Source organism: Sporolactobacillus vineae DSM 21990 = SL153 (genome assembly GCF_000377985.1).
Classification (GTDB): Bacteria; Bacillota; Bacilli; order Bacillales; family Sporolactobacillaceae; genus Sporolactobacillus; species Sporolactobacillus vineae.
This window is the reverse complement of the sequence record NZ_KB899052.1, coordinates 1-20,035: the sequence shown is the minus strand read 5'-3', so window position 1 is coordinate 20,035 and position 20,035 is coordinate 1. Positions and strand designations below refer to the sequence as shown.

At 45.2% G+C, this 20,035-nt stretch carries 22 protein-coding genes; 3 read left to right on the top strand and 19 right to left on the bottom strand.

From position 1 onward, the window contains the following. Positions 1-39: 39 nt before the first annotated feature. The 9 genes from pgmB to D889_RS0111455 form a co-directional block, all read right to left on the bottom strand. On the bottom strand, positions 40-714 hold the full coding sequence (gene pgmB, locus D889_RS0111490) for a beta-phosphoglucomutase (RefSeq protein WP_010632616.1): 675 nt from the start codon (positions 712-714) through the stop codon (positions 40-42). A gap of 115 nt (positions 715-829) precedes the next feature. Beyond that, the gene (locus D889_RS0111485) at positions 830-1,750 is read right to left on the bottom strand and encodes a lysylphosphatidylglycerol synthase transmembrane domain-containing protein (protein WP_010632615.1); all 921 of its coding nucleotides are present in this window, start codon (positions 1,748-1,750) and stop codon (positions 830-832) included. 71 nt (positions 1,751-1,821) lie between these two features. Continuing rightward, a complete protein-coding gene (locus tag D889_RS0111480) occupies positions 1,822-2,991 on the bottom strand; it encodes an MGDG synthase family glycosyltransferase (protein WP_010632614.1) in 1,170 nt (389 codons plus the stop codon). Between the two features lie 18 nt (positions 2,992-3,009). Then, entirely contained in the window at positions 3,010-3,507 is a 498-nt protein-coding gene (locus tag D889_RS0111475) for a glycosyl-4,4'-diaponeurosporenoate acyltransferase CrtO family protein (RefSeq protein ID WP_010632613.1), read from the bottom strand. A 207-nt stretch (positions 3,508-3,714) separates the two neighbouring features. Continuing rightward, on the bottom strand, positions 3,715-4,935 hold the full coding sequence (locus D889_RS0111470) for a DUF2075 domain-containing protein (RefSeq protein WP_010632612.1): 1,221 nt from the start codon (positions 4,933-4,935) through the stop codon (positions 3,715-3,717). Between the two features lie 394 nt (positions 4,936-5,329). Then, complete coding sequence (locus tag D889_RS0111465; protein ID WP_010632611.1) at positions 5,330-5,509, bottom strand: winged helix-turn-helix domain-containing protein; 180 nt, start codon at positions 5,507-5,509, stop codon at positions 5,330-5,332. Between the two features lie 126 nt (positions 5,510-5,635). Beyond that, positions 5,636-5,797 (bottom strand): hypothetical protein, encoded by a 162-nt coding sequence (locus tag D889_RS15640; RefSeq protein ID WP_154649989.1) that lies wholly within the window; start codon positions 5,795-5,797, stop codon positions 5,636-5,638. A 161-nt stretch (positions 5,798-5,958) separates the two neighbouring features. After that, entirely contained in the window at positions 5,959-6,156 is a 198-nt protein-coding gene (locus D889_RS0111460) for a cold shock domain-containing protein (RefSeq protein ID WP_010632610.1), read from the bottom strand. 357 nt (positions 6,157-6,513) lie between these two features. Beyond that, on the bottom strand, positions 6,514-7,668 hold the full coding sequence (locus tag D889_RS0111455) for an NAD(P)/FAD-dependent oxidoreductase (RefSeq protein ID WP_010632609.1): 1,155 nt from the start codon (positions 7,666-7,668) through the stop codon (positions 6,514-6,516). A gap of 113 nt (positions 7,669-7,781) precedes the next feature. On the opposite strand from D889_RS0111455, the gene D889_RS0111450 reads away from it, so the two are divergent. Continuing rightward, entirely contained in the window at positions 7,782-8,156 is a 375-nt protein-coding gene (locus D889_RS0111450) for a hypothetical protein (protein ID WP_010632608.1), read from the top strand. 14 nt (positions 8,157-8,170) lie between these two features. Here the strand turns inward: D889_RS0111450 and lgt are convergent, their stop codons facing one another. The 7 genes from lgt to D889_RS0111410 form a co-directional block, all read right to left on the bottom strand. Further along, positions 8,171-8,962 carry a prolipoprotein diacylglyceryl transferase gene (lgt, locus tag D889_RS0111445; RefSeq protein ID WP_010632607.1) on the bottom strand — a complete coding sequence of 264 codons (792 nt, stop codon included), beginning with the start codon at positions 8,960-8,962 and terminating at the stop codon, positions 8,171-8,173. A 152-nt stretch (positions 8,963-9,114) separates the two neighbouring features. Next, entirely contained in the window at positions 9,115-11,025 is a 1,911-nt protein-coding gene (gene ftsH / locus D889_RS0111440; protein WP_010632606.1) for an ATP-dependent zinc metalloprotease FtsH, read from the bottom strand. Positions 11,026-11,168: 143 nt separating this feature from the next. Continuing rightward, entirely contained in the window at positions 11,169-11,426 is a 258-nt protein-coding gene (locus D889_RS0111435; RefSeq protein WP_010632605.1) for a DUF2933 domain-containing protein, read from the bottom strand. 181 nt (positions 11,427-11,607) lie between these two features. Next, the gene (locus D889_RS0111425; protein WP_010632604.1) at positions 11,608-11,805 is read right to left on the bottom strand and encodes a hypothetical protein; all 198 of its coding nucleotides are present in this window, start codon (positions 11,803-11,805) and stop codon (positions 11,608-11,610) included. A gap of 114 nt (positions 11,806-11,919) precedes the next feature. Further along, positions 11,920-12,120, bottom strand: coding sequence for a hypothetical protein (locus D889_RS0111420; RefSeq protein ID WP_010632603.1), 201 nt, complete (start codon positions 12,118-12,120; stop codon positions 11,920-11,922). Further along, positions 12,117-13,529: a sensor histidine kinase gene (locus D889_RS0111415; RefSeq protein ID WP_010632602.1), complete on the bottom strand. Its 1,413-nt coding sequence runs from the start codon at positions 13,527-13,529 to the stop codon at positions 12,117-12,119. Before D889_RS0111415 ends, D889_RS0111420 begins: the two co-directional genes overlap by 4 nt. Then, entirely contained in the window at positions 13,526-14,242 is a 717-nt protein-coding gene (locus D889_RS0111410; protein ID WP_010632601.1) for a response regulator transcription factor, read from the bottom strand. The genes D889_RS0111415 and D889_RS0111410 overlap by 4 nt, the downstream gene beginning before the upstream one ends. Before the next feature lie 364 nt (positions 14,243-14,606). On the opposite strand from D889_RS0111410, the gene D889_RS0111400 reads away from it, so the two are divergent. After that, positions 14,607-16,268, top strand: coding sequence for a multicopper oxidase family protein (locus D889_RS0111400; RefSeq protein ID WP_010632600.1), 1,662 nt, complete (start codon positions 14,607-14,609; stop codon positions 16,266-16,268). Positions 16,269-16,473: 205 nt separating this feature from the next. Continuing rightward, positions 16,474-17,724 (top strand): hypothetical protein, encoded by a 1,251-nt coding sequence (locus tag D889_RS0111395; RefSeq protein ID WP_010632599.1) that lies wholly within the window; start codon positions 16,474-16,476, stop codon positions 17,722-17,724. A gap of 321 nt (positions 17,725-18,045) precedes the next feature. Here the strand turns inward: D889_RS0111395 and D889_RS0111390 are convergent, their stop codons facing one another. The 3 genes from D889_RS0111390 to D889_RS15260 all read right to left on the bottom strand — a co-directional run bounded on the left by D889_RS0111390 (position 18,046) and on the right by D889_RS15260 (position 19,758). Beyond that, positions 18,046-18,366 carry a rhodanese-like domain-containing protein gene (locus D889_RS0111390; protein ID WP_010632598.1) on the bottom strand — a complete coding sequence of 107 codons (321 nt, stop codon included), beginning with the start codon at positions 18,364-18,366 and terminating at the stop codon, positions 18,046-18,048. Positions 18,367-18,651: 285 nt separating this feature from the next. Then, positions 18,652-18,885 carry a glutaredoxin family protein gene (locus tag D889_RS0111385; RefSeq protein WP_010632597.1) on the bottom strand — a complete coding sequence of 78 codons (234 nt, stop codon included), beginning with the start codon at positions 18,883-18,885 and terminating at the stop codon, positions 18,652-18,654. A gap of 288 nt (positions 18,886-19,173) precedes the next feature. Next, positions 19,174-19,758, bottom strand: coding sequence for a sulfocyanin-like copper-binding protein (locus D889_RS15260; protein WP_248676835.1), 585 nt, complete (start codon positions 19,756-19,758; stop codon positions 19,174-19,176). Between the last annotated feature and the right edge of the window lie 277 nt (positions 19,759-20,035).

Here is a 20,035-nt window from a genome sequence, read left to right as displayed (position 1 = left end):
GACTTCCTTTCCTGATGTCCATGGCGAGCCGGACCCGGTTCATGGGTTGATCAGCTTCTGCTTCCGGATAAAATTCCAGTTCAGGGCATCCAGGGTCAGTGCTTCCGTTGAGGGGATCGTCCAGTCGGCATGCGCCGACGCCGGAACACCGATGCCGACCGAGAAAAGGCCTGCGCCATTAATCGACTGGATGCCTGCCACAGCATCCTCAATTCCCGTACATTGTTCTGGCTGGAAACCCAGCTGATTGACGGCGGTTGCAAAAATTTCCGGATCCGGCTTCCCTTTTTTCAGTTTGGACGGATCGACAATCGTATCGAAAATCGCCGTGATTCCCAGATTTTTGAGAATTAAGGGTCCGTTTTTACTCGATGAAGCCAGACCGATCCGGATCCCCGCATCCTTCAGCTCGGCTAAAAAGTTTTTAATACCCGGCAAGAGATCGGCAGGCGTCATTGTTGCGATCAGCCCGCGATAGGTCTGATTTTTTTCTTCAGCCAGCGACAGCTTCTCCGCTTCGGAAAAGTCGTGTTCCCGGCCGCCGAATTTGAGGATCCGCTCGAGCGACCCCATCCGGCTGATTCCTTTCAACTGCTGATTCAGATTCTCACCTATTTCAATGCCGATCGACCGGGCAAGATCTTTCCATGCCTGAAAATGATAGACTGCCGTATCCGCAATCACTCCGTCCAGATCAAAAATCACTGCTTTCATGGTCGGCGTACCTCCGATATTCTTGTATTCTTCCAATCATATTATATTATAAAATGCCTATGTAATCGTTTACAATAATAAGCACCCGATCACTTTCTCATTTTTACCCGGATGACTAAAACCTTTCCCGCAGCATTGTTCTGATCGTCTTCCCGTATTTCCCGCTGACCGCCATGATGAACAGGACCAGACCCATCGGGAGAAACGCCGAGTATTGAAACAAGTGGAGCACCAGACCGATTGACAGCGCGGTACTCTGCTGGATGCCGAGTCCGGCCAGACCGATGATGACCCCGTACTCATAAAGGCCGACGGCGCCCGGCGATGAGGGAATCAGATTGACCAGGTTCGTTGCCGCAAAGACCGCAAAAGACAAACGAAGCGACGGCAGCCAGTGAAAACCGCAGGCCACAAGCCCGATCCAGATTGCAAGCAGGAGCGCCGCCCAGGAGAGGAAGACCCAGAACACCATGTTCAGCATACCCACATTGAGGAATTCATTAAAATAATTGCGGAGCCGCGGAACAAAGTATGTGACAAGTAACGTCAGCACGATCGCAATGATACAGATAAAAAAAAGTATCCATAAGATCCGGACCAGCCGATGATCCCTGAACCCGGAAAACGGCACGGCCAGCAGTGAGAGGGTAATGATGACGACAAAGTCGGCCAGTGCAGGAATCATCACTAATTTCGTTCGTCGCAGCGCATTATAATCACTTGGAAAAAAGGCGAAACGCAAGCCGTCACCAATATTCAGCGGCAGGATCATGTTTGCACCGTGACCGATACTGACGATCTGGAGTGCCGTGATCCGGTTGATATTCGGGTCGATGCCCCGCGTGTACCCCATGGCGCGCAAGTAGTTTGAGAACATTTGCAGAAAAACGGAAACGGCGGCAAGAAGCCAGTTGATTTTTATCGTCAGCAGATGATTCAGATTCAGGCTGCGGCCCAGTTTCCGGAATAAATAATAAAATACAAGTACAGTAAGTAAAGAGCCCAGGAATAATTTGATTTTTGTTTTCGCTGACATTCAAAGACTCCCTGCCTGAATCACTTTTTTTGCCTCGCGATCAGCCGAATGCCGGCCCCTGTTTACAATGATCACAGCTGGGACGCGGTGTGAGCCTGATCAGGCTGCTTTGGAACGGCACCCTCTTTTTCATGAAGGGTGCTAACGAGCAAATCGGTGATCTGACGGGCCGATTCCGGTTTTCTGAACCGGTACTCATTCCGCGCGATCTGCAGCAATTTTTCACCATCGTTCGCCAGCAAGCCGGAGATCAGCTCCGGCAGTTCATTTACATCGCGGCAATAGCAGCCCAGCTTATTTCTTAGCACAAACTGAGGGTTCTTCTCCTCCTGCCCGCGTAAGGCTCCGGTGACGATGACCGGTTTGCACAGATTCACCGCCTCCATCAGCACATTCGGACTCGCTCTGAGGATGAGCAGATCCGCTTCATCCATCCGTTCTTTGATCTCTTTGATAAATCCGTAAACGGTCAGTCTGTTTCCAACATATTTTGAGAAATGTTTTTCAATAATTTTCTTCAGAACCGTATTATAGCCGGCAAGGATCGTCAGGTGAATCCGCTCATGTTTCAACAGCGAGTTGATGATTCTGAGCACCTGCGGCGAGCCTTGACTGCCGCTGACCAGAAGCACGGAAAGGGATTTTCTCCCGGTTTCGCTCCAGGCCAGTGGTTCCGGAAGACACGGATCACAGAACTCACGGCGTACCGGAAAACCAGTCAGAAACAGCTGCTCATTTGTCATTCCTGCCTTCAGCATACTCCTTCTGGCTTCTTCAGAAGGGCAGACAATGTATTTTACGTCTTTGTCCGCCCAAAGATTCGTGACATTATCCAGATCGGCCACCAGTGAAATGACAGGGATGTCCAGACCTTCCTTTTTCAAAATACGGATAACTGATCCGACAAAAATCTCATGGACGGAGACGATTAAGTCCGGCTGAAACGTACGGATCTGTTCTAAAAATGATCTCTTTATGTTTCCGGCAACAGCCCGGTTCACCAGCCATCTGAATGGATTGCTCAGCCGGTAAATGAACCCCCACAATGCGGGCAGCCCAACGGCCAGCGTGTCATAGGTATGGCTTGGAAGCCGGAGCAGCCAGTTGCCCAGCATGAATCCGTCGATGACTTTGAATTGGATCTCCGGATCATGAAGCGAAAGCTGTTCGCATAAGGCCTTTGTGATGCTTCTGTGCCCGCCGCCGGTGTACTCAGATGAAAGAAACAGAATCTTTTTCAAAACAAAATTCCCCTTTAATTAATGAAACACTTCTACATTGTTTTTCATATTTTCATTGATATGGATCTTTCGGTTGGCCAGTATGTCCAGCACTCTGGGGCGGTTGTACCGTTGAATGACGACATAGGGCAGATTCAGCGCGACCGCGATGAAGAGCACGAGGATCGAACTGTGCGTCCCGCGCCATAAGCTGTACGCAAGCATGCTCCAGATGATGCACCAGTGCGTCAGCTCGGCGCGGCAGGTTTCCAGAACAAACAGGTACAGATAATCCTGATCCAACTGCGCCATTTTCTTCTTTGAGAAAAGGAACGTCAGAAAGTCGCTCAGTTCCGGCAGTTGATTCTTCCACTTTTTCACCCAGACGTAATCCTGATAAATCTGACCCTTCCGCTCCCAGCTTCTTTCACGGTAAAGCCAGCTGTCGGCGTGAAACAAAGAGATGGGTAATTTTATAGAAATGAATGTATTTATAAGAGACAGGATAATAAAGATTATCAGGTCATGAATCAGCATAGTGACTGTCACATCGATCAATTCTCTTTTCGCAGCATAGATAATTAATTTTAGATATGGTTGGAAGAAAGTCGAAAAAAGGGAACTCTGTTTGTTATCTATTATCTACGATTTAGGCGGATCAATCAAACGACGGACCTCTCGTTAGCGCCGACAATCCTGATTCATGACCAATTTGTGACAGAATTGCCAGTAACTTTTAGCAAATTAAAGCGTGGCAAGCCGCTTTCGAAGTTCAGGATTGCCGGCATAAATATATAAGCCGCGCATCCCGCGTGTCAGCAGGACATTTATCGAATTTAAAATGATTTGTTCTTTGACCGCTTCCGGATGAGGGACATCATCTCTCCGGGTAAAAGCAGCCTGATCCTCGTACTTTTTGGTGTCGATCGCAATCTGGTCACAGCTTTCGTCATACACCACCGACGGGCCGAGGATGACGCCTGCAAAATTCAGATCAAACCCCTGGATCGTATACACCGATCCGACCTCATCAATCGACTCCGGCCGTTCCGCCCACGGCTTCCGCTCATTTGGTTTCGACCGGTCCCAGCGCAGTGTGAAGTTTTTCTCATGAATGAAGTGGTCCTGTCCGTCCAGCTTATACGGGTAATCATAGGTAGCAATCATCCTTGAGAGTCCGCAGGCTGAATTTTTTTCTTTTATAAGATGATACATCTCGCCGGCGTCTTCAAAGATTCTGAAATCAAACCGCTGTTTCTTCGGCAGCGGAAGAAGCTTTTTATGAACAAATCCGGAAATCCATTCTGATACGTCCGGTTCTGCATGAATTCTGAACTGACGCGTCAGCCGATATTCTTCGCATGGATATTGCGCGATAAAACGTTGAAGCGCTGCTTCATTCCAGTAACTTTTCATTTTCAGAACCTGTCTGTCGTCAAATACAAGTATCACAACCCGGCTGCGCCTGATGATCTCCAGAAGCTGATTCTCTTGATTGAACCGGTTGTACGAATCACGCTTGGTCAGGAGCAGATGGGCTTCGTCAATCAGTACGATATCTGCGGTCTGATGATTCCTGTCCAATCTGTTGATGAATGGCGTCGGGCGATCGATATCTTTCTTTCGGACGTCAGGAAGATCTTCTGAAAGCTCCCTGTACAGTTTGAACATTTCTGCATGATTCACAATCAGCCGATTGTCGGTGTGAGAAACGGGATCATCCGGAGCACCGCTTCTCGACAAGTGCTGGATTTCATTAAATACAGCACTTAACACGACGCTTTTCCCTGTGCCGGCACGGCCGCGAATCACAAATAAAGCAGGCGAACCGGCCCTCACATGTTCCCGGCAGAATCGGATCACTTTTTCCTTCAGTGCTGACTGCTCCGGAGATAAGGTTTTAAAGGGGGATAATTTAAAAATGGATGAATTGGTGCTGCTCACTTCAGTCTGACTCGTATTCATTTGCCGCAGACACTCCTCGCTATTCTTTTTTCGGTTGACGGCCGAACTCCATTTTAGCGCTTGAGGCGTTTTTTCTGGTACGATTCTGGAAGCTTTATTTTCACACAGGCAGAGCCTGTGGTTTTTAAGACTGTTAATAAAATATTCGTGTTTCCGCCTACAAACCATTTACAAAATCGGATCGAAGAAAAACTTGGGGGCTGGAGTCCGATTAACTATCAGATTTCAACCTCCGAGCAAACAGCGTAATTAAGCTGTCCAACTTTTGGGGTTTGCATCACCACTGAAAAAAATGAATCCCGGCAAAGTGAGACCCATCACTTTGCAAATTTTTATGCCAATTTTGTAATCTAAAAGGTCCTTTTAGATCAACAGATGTTATTCCCGATGTATCTCATTCCACAAAACGATAGCCGACGCCCGGCTCCGTAAGAATCATTTTGGGCTGAGTAGGGTTTTCCTCGATTTTTTTGCGGATATGCCCGATATAGACGCGGAAATAGTTACTGTCGGTGTTGATCATTTGCCCGCCCCAGACCTGCTTGAGCAGTTCCCGGTATACCAGATAGTGCAAGCTCTGATCGCATCAACTGCATGTGATCCCCGGTGTATTTGCCTCCATGATTGAAAATTGCCAGTTGCACTGCATTTAAGCCTTGTGATAATCGCCTTAAACTCATTTGTTTTGTTTCTTCCGATCCTACAATAAATTGCCGATCACTAAACCAATTGTTGCGCCAAGTGACACAATGAGCCCGTTCACTACCGGAATATCATGGGGCCTGAACAGGAGCCCGACAACGACGATGAGCAAAAATAGAGATACAAAATACAGGATATATGTCACGACTCGCTTTCTCATATTTCTCAAACTCTATCATGAGCAGATCTTCGTTAAACTAAATAAGTACTATGGCAGCAGGGACACTTCAGAATTTCGCAAATGTATAAACGCAGAAATATTTTAGGCAGCAAAAAAACCATCCTTCCGAAGAAGAACGGTCCTTTTTCAATCACCACTATTTACAGTCGAACGACATTAGCAGCCTGTGGGCCGCGCTGGCCATCAACGACATCGAATTCAACCTTTTGGCCTTCATCCAATGTCTTGAAGCCATCGCCCTGAATAGCGCTGAAATGTACGAATACATCATCATTGCCTTCGGATTCGATGAAACCATAGCCCTTGTCTGCATTAAACCATTTAACATTACCGATCAAATAAATCACTCCTAATTAAAAAATTTTGATATGTGCACATTCCACTTAAAAAACGATTGCTCTGCTTAGTATGATAAGCCGAATTTTCGCTCTGAAAAATAAAAAATTCACATATTATAAAAAAGTACCAATAAAATAACGACTAACATTGATAACCCTTTTATAATAAATGAATTATGAATGTTGAACTTCATTATAAGACAAACATAAACCCACTAACAACGCTTCAATTATTTTCATATTCTATCCATATTATTTAATATACACTGAATTTTAAGCCAAGTCAAGTTGGCCGGGAATTTTGTTCAGGAATATCAAATTATGTATTGCAATTAGCTAATTACCTGCCGAATTGATTCAACTGGTTTTCAGATTAAGAAAGCGGCCGTATGATTTGACGATAATGAATTTCTTGTACAACTTGAAATAATCCCTTTTTCCTTGAAGAACATCAAAGACCAGATTCAGTAATTTTGGAAAACGGGCAACCATCTTTTGCATGAATTTCGGATCTTTATAGAATTCTCTTCCGAACTGATCCAATGCTCTGAGTTCAGGTAGGATAAGCTGGTCGACATCGTTTTGATAAGCTGCGAATGCATCTCGATGACCATCTTTAATTGTCTCTTTTAATCGTTCAGCAAGTAATGCAGCACTCCACAAAGCATAGTAGATGCCCTCCCCGGCAAATGAATCGACCAGTCCGGCGGCGTCTCCGATTAATGCGGTTCGTTGCGTCATGATTTTCTGCCGTACTCCTCCTGCAGATAAAAAGGATCCCTTCGCACTTAACAGATACCCGCTTAATTTCCGCTTATCAAGAAATGAAAGTAAGTAGCGGCTCATTTGTTTCTGATTTAAGGAATAGGAGCCGATGCCTGCTGATAAAATATCATTTTTTGGAAAAACCCACGCATATCCATCAGGAACACTTGTATAATCAATAACCACCTTATTTTTATAATTTACGGTTGTGATCCGATCACATTTTAATTCATATTCCAGTGCCAGAGCTTTTCTCCGTCCGGACATTAAACCGGACTGTTTCGCAACAATGCTGTTCACACCATCGGCGCCAATCAAATATCGGCATGAGTATTGCTGATTTCTTGTGTACACGTTAACTTGATCATTGTGCTCGACAACTTTTATGACAAAGGCGTCCTCTTTCAGTTCTGCGCCACAGTCAACGGCATGTTTCGCCAGTAATTGATCCATTTCGGTTCGCATCACCATGTAAATAAAAGGTGTTTTATGTTTAAACTCCTGAATCTCTTGATCTCCTTCAACCGTAACAAACGTAGTGATCTGATCACGGATAACCGGCGAGATATCAACCGGCATTTTCAGAAGGGCTCTTCTGGTTACCCCGCCCCCGCAGACTTTATATCGAGGAAATCTCTGTTTCTCCAAAATCAGAACATGAAGTCCGGTATTCGCGAGGCTTGCCGCCAGCGAAGTACCGCCGGGACCTGCGCCGGTAATAATCACGTCATAAATCTTTGAGTCCATTTTGTTACCTCCATACTTGCCCTTAATCATTTTATGGCAATTTATTCATATCACTGTGATTATGGTCGTGTGTACCTATATTGCCGGGATTCTGTGTATTTGAAGGAGACTGAATGATCATACTGACAGTTTGGGGTACAGCCGAAAATACGATTACAATTGAAAGAATTGAAGAGACAACATACACCCATGCAACAGACCGTTCAGATTTCCATTTGCGTTTTGCTACGAAAATAAAACGGATTGAAACCGCCAGCGAAATAATCAGCAGAATGATTCTTAAAACAGGAGGCAAATTAAATAAAGCCGCCCCGACCGAAGTCAAGCCAAGGGAGATCAATAATACATGCAGCCAATGGTGCGATGTCGCAATTATGGCAAACAAAATGGAAACGATAGACTTCAACAGTGCTTTCCTCCGACCTGGCTTTTTACCATTTGGGGTTGATCCGAATCCTTCTTTTTTCATATTTTTGTTTCCCCTCTGACTTTTTTCGTTCTTTCAACTATTCTCTCTGCGATATGCTTTCATTTGCCTGAAACGCCGGATCATAAAACCAACAGCGATAAAGATCGTTACCATAGCAGTCAGCTGGGCGACTTTTAAATTAAGAACCGTTCTGAGACTGTCGCCTCTCCAGAACTCTAACGTAAATCTCAATACCGAATAGAGTTCCAGCATTAACAAGAATAGAAAACCCTGGAATGGTTTTCTGTTTTTTATCAAGAGCATGATGCCCAAAATAACCAAGTCACCAATCGCTTCAAATAAAGGCATCGGCAAAACCGGCTGGCTACCAAATACATTGTAGACAAACGTTCCCGGGGGATACTGTACAGCCAGAAATGAATGACTTGGAATCCCATAGGCATCGCCAGTCAGAAAATCCGAGAAACGGCCGATGGCCATTCCAAGGATCAGTGGAGACGCCACGATATCAGCGACCTGCCAAACTGGCAGCTTCCTCTTCTTTGCGAGCCGGATACCTGTCAAAATCCCTCCAAGAATCCCCCCCTGTATTGCCAATCCCCCCATCCAGACCATTAAAACCTCACCAGGATGAGCGGCATAATAGGACCAGTTGAAGAGTACGAACCATAATCTGGCCCCTATCACTCCGCCGAGTACAGAATAAACAGAGAGCTCCAGCATAGAATCAGTATCAATGCCCTGACTCTTTGCATCGCGGTCTGCGAGCAGCAATCCGATGAGTGTGGCTAGTGCAATGGCTGTCCCCAATGTATTAATCGGTGTTGATCCGATTCTGAATAAAACAGGTCCTGGAAACCACATGAATGTTTCTCCTCTCGAAAATAATAACTTTATAGCCTGAATCTTATCGAAAAAGTATGTGGAAACGATGTGGTATCAAGATGTGATTCTCAATAACAATTCTGATCCAAAGCTGATCGGGACGAACCGTGATGAAAAAAAGAAGCCGGCATTCAGTATGCTGCCAGCTTCTCTGATTGTATCTTCTTAACCTCTGAACTCAGTAAGAATTTTTTTAAAACAAATGAATCTCCGTCACCGCTTGCCTGGATAAATTCTCCACGATCATACAAGGCCCTAATCTGTCCGGCTTCCAGGGTTTCAACCTTCAGCAGCGTTTGCGCCATCAATTCAAGTTTATCCCTATGTTCCATGAGCAATTGCTTGCAGCGTGCATATTGCTTTTTAATGATTTGTTGAACTTCGGTATCGATTTCATAAGCAATCCGGTCACTGTTCGTTTGTTCACCCTGTATCATGCCGAGAAAGGGCTGACCGCTGCTATTGCCAAACTGCAGCGGACCAAGCTTCTCACTCATTCCCCACTCCGTCACCATGCGTCTGGCGATACCGGTAGCCCTCTGAAAGTCATTGCTTGCGCCTGTTGATACTTCACCGAAGATAATTTCTTCAGCCGCACGGCCGCCAAGCAGTCCGGCAATCTTCTCCAGCAACTCCGATCGGGTTATTAAATGCCGGTCTTCTTTTGGCAAGGAAATTGTATATCCGCCAGCCTGCCCCCGGGGAATAATCGTCACTTTATGCACTTCATCGGCACCATTCAGTGCAAGACCCATGATTGTGTGTCCGGATTCATGATACGCAACAATATTCTGCTCTTTTTTTGAAATCACACGAGATTTTTTTGCGACACCGGCAATGACACGCTCAACAGCTTCATTAATATCTTCCATATCAATAACGATTTTGTTTGCACGGGCTGCAGCCAGAGCTGCTTCATTCAACAGATTCTCAAGATCGGCTCCGGAAAATCCAGGTGTCAGTTTTGCTACGGTCTTCAACTCAATTTTTCTCGACAGGGGTTTATTACGCGCATGAACCCTGAGGATTGCTTCGCGTCCCCTCAGATCCGGTCGGCCAACGACAATCTGGCGATCAAAACGACCCGGCCTCATCAAAGCGGGATCTAAAATATCCGGCCTGTTGGTCGCTGCAATAACAATAATTCGTTCATCAGCAGCAAAACCATCCATTTCTACAAGAAGCTGGTTCAGAGTTTGTTCCCGTTCATCATTTCCACCGCCCAGTCCTGCACCCCTCTGCCTGCCAACAGCATCAATTTCATCTATAAAGATGATACATGGCGGATTCTTTTTCGCCTGTTCAAATAAATTGCGCACTCTGGAAGCACCGATACCCACGAACATTTCTACAAAGTCAGAACCGCTGATCGAAAAAAATGGTACACCCGCCTCTCCGGCAACCGCCCGGGCCAGTAATGTTTTCCCTGTTCCCGGAGGACCCTCAAGCAAGACGCCTTTTGGAATTCGTGCACCCAGAACAGAAAATTTTCCAGGATCTTTCAGGAAATCAACAATCTCGACTAACTCTTGCTTTTCCTCATCCGCACCAGCCACATCGCTGAACGTGACTTTATGATTATCTTCTTTGTAAAGTTTCGCCGTACTCTTGCCGGCACTCATCATCTGGCTGCCGCCCCGCGTACGGTTCATCAGAAAGAAAATCAGCCAGGTCATCAGAATAAACGGCACCAGTGAAGTAAGAAACAGGATCCATCCAGGGGTGGATGCTTCCGGTTTAATCGTCAGATTGGATTGCTTCGCCAATGAGGTAATCTGATTGATTTCCTTTTCACTTGCCGGAACATAAGCTCTAAAGGTGGTCTTCTTGCCTGCATTATTTAACCGGCCTGTTGCTGTATAGACGCTTCCATAAGGCTGAAGTGCCAGTTCTCTGACATCTCCCTTGACCAAATGTTGCTGAAAGGTGCTGAACGACATTGGTTCAACACCAGTCGTCGGACCGGTGAACCATTTGATGATGCCCATAACAACCAGAACAGTAAATGTATAAATGATGATATTTCTATACGCGTGTTTCATGTGTTTCCCCCGCTCAATGTAAGAACCTTGCCAAGATGAATGCCACTCTCATTTTCACAAATCCTTATAAATATAGAGACGAAAAACCCGGTCGAGTTTTCGTCTCTGTGAGGAATCATCGATTATAGTTCTGATTTTACAGCTCAATGATGGTGCTCGTTCCCTTTTTTCATTATCGATGGCATCATGAACAGATGCATCAGCGGGCAGATCAGCACCGCTGCGAGTATAAGCAAACTGTTTGATCCTGTGAATCCTCCTGTAAAAAGCAAACCGATGATGACCGCTATCGGGATAATGAAGCAGACTGCCATCATCAGCAGATGGCTGTGCTTATGTGTTCCATGGCCATTGTGGTCTTCATTGTCCGGATTGTCGCCTGAATTTCCGCAGCAATTCATTACCAACCCCTCCTCAAATAGTTACGCTTGCTTGGTTATTAGTTGCTTAAGCTCGCTCTTCAGCCGACTGTTCTCTTCTTTTAACGCATCAAGCTCGCTCTGTTTCTGCTGGCTTTCATGCTTATGCGCTTGGTGATCGTGATTACCGCAGCAATTCATTACTATCCCTCCCTGTCATTGTTCAAGATTCATCCTTGTGTTTCAACTGCTGAAGTTGTTCCCGCAGCAGTTTATTCTGTTCTTTCAAGTCGGCCGACTCGTTTGCGCCGTGCTGGTGTTCTGAGTGGTCGGTGTCCGAATGGTTTCCCTTCATCATCATAAACATCATTGGGAGCATCATCAGGGGACAAGCAAGCAACAGCAGCCAGGACCAGTCCATCGATTCCTTCCTCCTCTCGTTCTACAATCATGAGTGTAAACAAGAATTGTGTGGAATCGATGTGGAACCCATGTAGAAACTGAGTAATTCCCAAAAAAGTAAAAGAAGAAAAAATTATCCTTTGTTTCTATAGTGAAACCAAAGATACAGACTACCAAAAAGGACAATCGGGCAGGCTGCCCACATGCAGACCTTGAACAGTGTTCTTCCAAATGCCAGAAAACTCTCGTGGCCAAACGCACTGGCCGAAAAGAGCAGGCAGGTCAGACCCATAATGATCAAAAAAGCAGAAAAGAACCAGTCTGTTTTCTTCATCGTTTCATCCCGCCCTTTCTCTGGCTTTGCTCCAAAGGAAAGCTCACTATGAACGTCGTCCCCGCTCCTGTCCGACTCTCGGCGTGAACGGTTCCGCCCTGCATCTGCACGTATTTTTTTACAATCGACAGGCCGAGACCTGTCCCGCCGTATTGACGCGAACGTGATTTTTCCACACGATAGAATCGTTCAAAGATATACGGCAGTTCGTCTTCAGGAATGCCGATGCCGGTATCTGCTACGGAGAGAACGACCGCTTTTTGATTCGCCGTCAGCCGAATCAGAACATGGCCCTTGTCCGTATAGCGGATAGCATTTTCAAGCAAATTTAACAGGACCTGTTCCACCCGCTTACGATCGCCGCGGATCAGCGGAATGTGATCGTGCACATCCATCTGAAGACTGAGCCGTTTCTGATCTGCTTTAAGCCGGACTTTCTGAACAGCCGCCTTGATGATTTCTCTAAGATCAAGCGGCTCCATATTCAGTTTAATCTGCCCTTCCTCCATTTTCGCGAGGTCAAACAGATCATTAATCAAATGTTCAAGACGAACGGACTCCTGATAGATGATTCCGAGGTACTGCTTCTTTTCCTTATCAGAGTCGACCAGTCCGTCTGACAGAACCTTGGCATACCCCTGCAGATAGGTTACCGGTGTCCGAAGTTCATGAGAAATATTTGAAAAAAATGCTCGCCGCGTGTCACGATATCTTTGCAGACTGGCAGCAAGATCGTTTATCGAGTAGCCGAGCATGCCGATTTCATCCTTGCTCCTGACCTGAAGCCGCGTATCCCAGTCTCCCCTGGCCATTTTATCCGTCATCTGCTGCATCTGAAGCAGCGGCCGGGAAAGCAGTTTGCTCATGATCAGAATCATCCCTAAAGCAAGCAGAAAAGCACCCAGTCCGGATAACATAAGCAAGTTTCGCAGTCGCTGCAAAGAGGCATCGATCTTCTTCATCGAAGAGACAATATAGATCGCAGACCCTGTAGCTTTTCCCACTTGTACAGGTCTGCCGACAATATAATACCGGTTTCCATGGACATCCTTATCTTGAAAAGCGACCGACTGGCCGGAGAGCAGCTTCCGGGTATTCTTTGCCCGCATCAAAGGCACATCCGGCTGCTTTTCACCTGGAAAGGCCGCTGCTTTTCCGTCTTTGTTCAGCCAGTAGACTTTCACGCTGGAAAATCTGGCAAAATCCCGAATCATGGATTGTGAGGAAGTGCCATTGGATTCGGCCATCGTCGCGAAGTGTGCGGCGATTTCCTGTGTATTGTTTTTCACCTGAGTATCATAGAAACTGGCGAATAATCGATCTACTGCAAGACCGGAAGACACGAGAACAACAATCATCAGAATAAGGGCAGCGGCACCTAGTTTCAGCCCGATCCGATTGATCGTCATGATGCTCCGGCCTCGGCCTCAAATTTGTACCCTACGCCCCAGCTTGTCTGAATCGGATTATAAGCCAGACCGGATTTCTTCAGCTTTTCTCTGATGTTTTTCACATGGATATCAACAACACGCAGATCGCCTTCAAAATCGTACCCCCAGATCAGTTCGATCAGCTGTTCCCGAGACAGAACGCGACCTTTGTTCTTAGCGAGTGTCAAAAAAAGATCGAATTCTTTCGGCGTCAGATCAAGCGGCTGATCAGCAATAAAAACCTGACGTCCATCGCTGTCAATTTTTAATGACGGAAATTGCAGCGCGTGGTTGTTTGTCTGACCGGCAGTCACGGCTGACGCGGCACGGCGGATCAATGCATGAACACGAGCAATCAATTCTTCCGGATCGAACGGCTTCGTCAGATAATCATCGGCCCCAAGCTCGAGGCCGTGGACCTTTTCTTTTGTCTCACCAAGAGCTGTCAGCATCAGAATCGGGACAGACTGTGTCATGCGAATCGACTGGCAGACCTGCCAGCCATCCATCTTCGGCATCATCACATCAAGGATCACCAGATCAAAAGATTGATCTTTAATTTTCAGCAACGCTTCAGGACCATCTGATGCTTCAACCGTATCAAAGCCTTCTTTGGCCAGATAGATCCTCAGCAGATTACGTAGTTTCCAGTCATCATCGACCATCAGGATTTTTATTTTTTTCACATCCATCACCTTCTTCCATCATACAGTAAATTTTTTCCCCTTGATATTATTCAATCAACTGAGGTCGAACAGGCTGAAACTTTTTCGATCCCAGTGATTATTGAAATCAGTGCGTTCTTTTCTGTGATCAGCGTACACAACAAATATGTAGAAACAGTGAACGGCATCAGGAATCTCTTCACCCAGTTGAATCATGCAAAAATATGACTTATATCATTGCATTGTGTACTTCAATGTCAATTAATCATGAGATAAATTGATTAACTGCTGAAATTCTTTCCACGATTCTATAACACATTGTAAATCTTCACAGTTTCTCAACAATTGTCCGATACACTTTTAGCATTGAGATAAGATAGGAGATGGCAGTATGAAAAAGTTTCTTTTAATTGTAATAGCCGTTTTTGCACTGCTCATTATTAATGCGTGTTCTGCGTCGACAGAGAATAAGAATGCAGCCAGTCAGCAAACGGCAGGCAGCAACTCAGCTGCTTCAAAATCGCCTTCGATATTAAGGGGCCCGAATATTACACTCGTAGCTGAAAAGGGGACACAAAAACTGAGCAATGGGGTGACCGTCCCAGTCTGGACGTTCAACGGGTCAACACCCGGCCCGGAGATCCGGGTAAAAAAAGGTCAGAAATTTCGTGTTACTTTAAAAAATGAGCTTTCTGCTCCCGTTTCTATCCACTGGCACGGCTATAAAGTTCCCAATCAGATGGACGGCATACCGGGCGTCACACAAGACGCTGTAGCACCCGGAAAGAGCTTTACTTATGAATTTGTTGCCAGTCAGGCGGGCACCTACTGGTATCATTCCCACCAGGATTCAGTAAATCAGGTGGATCGAGGATTATACGGCGCCTTCATCGTGGAAGACCCGAAAGAAAAATTCGACAAAGATTATACCTTAATGCTGGATGAGTGGGTGACCGATCAAAATCAGATCAACAGCCAAGTCAAAGCCATGACACCCGGGGGGCAGAATAAAAACAGTGACAGCTCAGGAATGGGCAGCATGCCTGGTATGGACATGGGGAGTTCCGATCAAGGGAGTTCCGGCGGCGGGAACAGCGGAATGAACATGGATAATATGGGGAACGGAAGTTCAGGCAGTGGAGACAATAATAGCAATAACATGCTGCCAAATATGATGGCCGACAATATGAGTATGTACAATCTGTACACGATTAATGGAAAAAGCGGCAGTCTGGTCAAACCTCTGACCGTGTCGACGGGCGATAAAGTACGGCTGCGTTTCATTAATGCCGGCTACCTTCCGCACAACATTCATATCCATGGCCACAGTATTAAAGTCATCGCAACCGATGGTCAGCCTGTCAATAATCCGCAAGCCGTAAAAAATCAGGTTATTTCCATCGCTCCAGGTGAACGGTATGATGTTTCCTTCACCGCGGACAATCCGGGGAAATGGTATATTGAAGACCATGGGACAGCGAAGGGTACGAATAGAATGAAGGCGCTGATTAATTATAAAGGCAGCACGAAATCAACCGATCAGCCCGATGCAGGTACACAATTACCGGCCATCAACTTTGCCGACTATGGTACTAAAACAAAACCTGAGTTCACACTGAATCAAAAATACGATGTCTCATACACCATGAGCCTTAACGCAGGCATGAATAATAACGGGATGATCTATACGATCAACGGAAAATCCTTCCCCAACACAGATCCGATCAAGGTCAAAACCGACGATCGGGTGAAAGTCAAGCTGGTTAGTCGTGATCATATGAATAACCATCCAATGCATTTGCATGGTCATGAATTCCAGGTACTGAGCAAGAATGGCAAACCGGTCACCGGATCACCGATCTATAAAGATTCGTTAAATGTTAAGCCGGGCGAAACTTATGAAGTTGCTTTTCTGGCGGACAATCCCGGCATCTGGATGTTCCATTGCCATGATCTGCATCATGCGAACGCCGGGATGGTGACCGAAGTCAACTATACCGATTACCATTCAGACTATGTTCCCAAGGCTTCAAACAATAATAAACCTGAGTAAGTTTTCTGGAGATCATGAATTGTGGTTCAGGAAATTGTGAGGGGGAAAGTTAAAACACTTTTCCCCTCATTTTTTTGCATAGAAATCAGATGGTGCTCTCTGACCGCATCGTTTACTCTTTGAGAACAGATCAGGATATTGATCATCTCACGGATATGTATTTCGGCTATAATAGGTCTATACATGTTTTCCGGAGGTATGCGCGTTGGCCAGCAGTATGATGAGTCAAGTGGTTAAGGAGTACATGCAAGACACGGAATCGGTTTATCACACCTGGTTCATTAACAATGATGAACGTCTCAAAGCATTCCGAACGATTAAAAAAGGCGTTAATCAGGTCGTTACAGAGATTGAAGCCCGTACCTTTGGCAATGATTTTAAGGGATCCAGTCTGGAGATTGTTGTGACTGCGATCTCTGAGCAGAAACAAATCTTTGAGGGTGCGGCGCATCCGTTTTTCTGGAAACCTAAGCTCCGGATTCCCGATATTTATGAAAATGCAACGAATCAGCTGGCCTTTGGAAGATTTCTGAATACATGTCTGCAAGCAAATAATGAGAAACAGATTTTTGAGGGGATTGTTAAGCTTAATCAATTACGGATTAAGGGATTAGGCCCTGCCGTTGCCAATATCATCTATTTTCTCCACCCCACCTGGTTTCCACCGTTCAATACTGCCATTGTCCGCGGGTTCAATGAACTTTTCAACAAGAAAATAAAGCTGGGTTCCTGGCCGGCTTATCTCGAAATGAGAGCGTACATTCTGTCGGTGAATGAACGTCACAGTCTGTCGAAAGATTTAGGCGCGTTCACCGGTTTGCTGTTCGAAATCGGATCAGGCCGGCTCGTCATTCCAGAAAATGCGGAGCATGTGCTGGACATTGAAGAGAAAAAGCGATTAAAAATGCTGAAAAAACGGCATGACCAGGTTCTCAAAGATTCTGCAGAAGAAAATGCACACAGCGAGATGCAGTATCATCTGGCAAGACTGGGAAAGTCACTAGGGTATAACGTATGGATCGCACAGAACGATCACAAAAGAGAATACAACGGGCAAAAGCTGGGGGAATATTCGATCTCCGGCCTGCCTTTATCCGGTATTGACAAAAATGTATCTGATACGATTTCACTAATTGATGTCCTGTGGCTGAATCAGAACAACAAAATCATCAGCGGCTTTGAGGTGGAGAAAAGCACATCGATCTATTCTGGAATTCTCAGATTGTATGATCTGTCTTTATCGGTCGATCAAGCTTGCAAACTGTTTCTTGTTGCTCCTGACACACGTGAAGAAGAGATCAGAGCACAATTACTCCGCCCCTCGTTTCTGAAAGAAGAAGCATTGAAATCAGCCATGTCGTATATACTGTTTTCCGATTTAAAATGTGACTGCGATGCAATGTGCAAGTTCGGTGCTGATGTATCCGTTCTCAATCCAATTTCTAAAACAGTCTAAGCGAGCGGCATCCTGAGGAAAATTAGCTTAGCGGTGCGAAAACTTACCATGTCCAAAAGGAATCTGAATATTGGCAGGCTCCCTTTGGACATTATTTTTTCTTATAGAATGACAAATATAGTCCACAGAGCGAGAGCAACAGAATGATATACATTGATCCTTTTGTCACTGCAATGATCTTTTCTTTACCAAAAACATCAGATCGTCTAAGGGAATATTCACAACCTCCGGGATGGTGCCGTCCTCATATTTCTGGACAAACTTCTTTCAAAACAGGCACATTATAATACCCATATGGGTATATTTTCCCCCATAAAAAAGTTAGAACCAGTGATTCATTCCACCGCGAACATTGGTTACTTTTTCATAACCTGCTTTTTTTAAAACCTTACAGGCAACCGAACTTCTCATACCGCTTTGACAAATGACAACCACTTCTTTTTCTTTCGGAATCCTGTTGAGATGATTACTCAGGGTCTGCAGTGGAATATTGACAAAACCCGGAATGGACTGGCCACTGAATTCTGCTTTCGTACGTACGTCAAGAAAATATTTGCCCTTTTTACTCGTCAGATAGACTTTCTTTAGTTCGGTAGTGCTGATCTTTTTAATTTTTGGTTTGCAAAAGAATAGGCATCTCATGAATACATTTCTCCTTAGTCAGAAACTACGATATCCGTTGTCTTTACATTTGATTTTGCTGCTTCGCCTAAATAGCTGGCCACACCGCAACGCTCAATTTCATCATACCCCCATCGGGTATAATGATTACAAAACCTTCAGGTGATAAAAAGAGAAGAGGTTCATCTTCTCTTTTTATCGACTATTGAATTTTAAGTAAATCGTATTCCATAATGAATTTATTGCCTTACTCACTCATGAAATCATCGGTATAAATTTTCTCGGAATGTTGTCTGACAGCCGAAATCATGACTGAACAAACCCCATGATTCGGTCAGGATCGTATCCGATCACCCATTGGCCATTGACATTTGTTTGCGGCACGCCCATTTGACCGGTAGTTTCCACAAGACGTTGACCGGCAGCAGGATTTTGCTGCACATTGACTTCTTGAAATGGCAGCCCTTGTTTTTTTAGAAAATGCTTCACCATGTGGCAATAGGGACAAGTTGTGGTCGTGTACACTGTAATCTGATTCATTATCCAAAACCCCTTTATAAAATTTTTCATAATCTTACTATTTGAATTTCTTATCTCCGGCGAGCCGAAAACTCAGTTTTTTAACTACTCGTTCCGAATACATTTGTAGTATATACCCGTATGGGTATTTCGGAAACAGTTTTGCTCACCGATTTTTTTCAATCAGTTCTCATTTAGCTATCATGGCATTAGTCTAACGAAGGCTACTTAAAGTGTGACAAAAGCAAACCGCGTGATGTTTTTGATCCTGCGATTTGCTCATTCTACTCGATTTAATTTGTTACTTTGCTATTTAATCATCAGTTTACCATACATGCCCTTTTGTGCATGGCCTGGATACTGACAGATATAATAAAATGTACCTAGCTGACTGGCCTGGAATGTGGTCGTTGCCATTGCGTAATGGCCGCCTGAGGTTTTGGGCAATGCACGTATGACACTTCCCGGGTAGATACCTCCGTCCATCATCGACATATAGTCATAGGGCGGTACAGCATCGGTGATTTCGAAGGCGTGCGGCACGTCTCCGTCTTCGTTTACAAACTCCACCGTGACATCAGAACCTCTAGGAATGATTAGCTTCGGATTGACCAAACCGTTTATGACAAATTTGCCATCTGCTTTTTCAGGACTCCCCGCAATGACAAGCTTCACACTATTGCCTGAATAGGTAATGGTATTCGTTTTTTCGTCAATCTGTGCATTCTTCTGTGCAGCTGCTATATCCTCCTGAACGGAAGATTTGCTGACTCCGAACTGGGTCTGCGTTTTATTTTGCAGGGAAACAGCAGAAACTGTATGAATAGCCCCAAAGATGATTAATCCGATAGCAAATAGGCTGGTAACAGACAACGCAGCGATTGTTATTCTCATTTTCACGATCCATCCCTCCTCGTATATTAGTAATAAGAGCTCGATCTAGAGTAATTTCCAGTTGGATCCGGATACCTGGAATGTCTCTGGATTCCTATAGGATTTGCTTTGAAAGCCCCCCGGCTTCCCTGTCAATTTAATATTGTTTTACCCTTTGTTTTGCCCTTGTTATGCCCTTGATGGGGAAGCCAGGGGGAGACAATCCTGTTTCCCAATCACTCATGAGAAAGGTCTGATCAGCTTTTGATCTACAGAAGATCATGTTCTTCTGTCTCTT

Bases quoted from the DNA above. Each gene is read 5' to 3' on its own strand.
- pgmB (WP_010632616.1), bottom strand. From the start codon at position 714: ATGAAAGCAGTGATTTTTGATCTGGACGGAGTGATTGCGGATACGGCA.
- D889_RS0111485 (WP_010632615.1), bottom strand. From the start codon at position 1,750: ATGTCAGCGAAAACAAAAATCAAATTATTCCTGGGCTCTTTACTTACT.
- D889_RS0111475 (WP_010632613.1), bottom strand. From the start codon at position 3,507: ATGCTGATTCATGACCTGATAATCTTTATTATCCTGTCTCTTATAAAT.
- D889_RS0111470 (WP_010632612.1), bottom strand. From the start codon at position 4,935: ATGAATACGAGTCAGACTGAAGTGAGCAGCACCAATTCATCCATTTTT.
- D889_RS15640 (WP_154649989.1), bottom strand. From the start codon at position 5,797: ATGAGAAAGCGAGTCGTGACATATATCCTGTATTTTGTATCTCTATTT.
- D889_RS0111455 (WP_010632609.1), bottom strand. From the start codon at position 7,668: ATGGACTCAAAGATTTATGACGTGATTATTACCGGCGCAGGTCCCGGC.
- D889_RS0111450 (WP_010632608.1), top strand. From the start codon at position 7,782: ATGATCATACTGACAGTTTGGGGTACAGCCGAAAATACGATTACAATT.
- lgt (WP_010632607.1), bottom strand. From the start codon at position 8,962: ATGTGGTTTCCAGGACCTGTTTTATTCAGAATCGGATCAACACCGATT.
- ftsH (WP_010632606.1), bottom strand. From the start codon at position 11,025: ATGAAACACGCGTATAGAAATATCATCATTTATACATTTACTGTTCTG.
- D889_RS0111435 (WP_010632605.1), bottom strand. From the start codon at position 11,426: ATGAATTGCTGCGGAAATTCAGGCGACAATCCGGACAATGAAGACCAC.
- D889_RS0111425 (WP_010632604.1), bottom strand. From the start codon at position 11,805: ATGGACTGGTCCTGGCTGCTGTTGCTTGCTTGTCCCCTGATGATGCTC.
- D889_RS0111420 (WP_010632603.1), bottom strand. From the start codon at position 12,120: ATGAAGAAAACAGACTGGTTCTTTTCTGCTTTTTTGATCATTATGGGT.
- D889_RS0111415 (WP_010632602.1), bottom strand. From the start codon at position 13,529: ATGACGATCAATCGGATCGGGCTGAAACTAGGTGCCGCTGCCCTTATT.
- D889_RS0111410 (WP_010632601.1), bottom strand. From the start codon at position 14,242: ATGGATGTGAAAAAAATAAAAATCCTGATGGTCGATGATGACTGGAAA.
- D889_RS0111400 (WP_010632600.1), top strand. From the start codon at position 14,607: ATGAAAAAGTTTCTTTTAATTGTAATAGCCGTTTTTGCACTGCTCATT.
- D889_RS0111390 (WP_010632598.1), bottom strand. From the start codon at position 18,366: ATGAGATGCCTATTCTTTTGCAAACCAAAAATTAAAAAGATCAGCACT.
- D889_RS0111385 (WP_010632597.1), bottom strand. From the start codon at position 18,885: ATGAATCAGATTACAGTGTACACGACCACAACTTGTCCCTATTGCCAC.
- D889_RS15260 (WP_248676835.1), bottom strand. From the start codon at position 19,758: ATGAGAATAACAATCGCTGCGTTGTCTGTTACCAGCCTATTTGCTATC.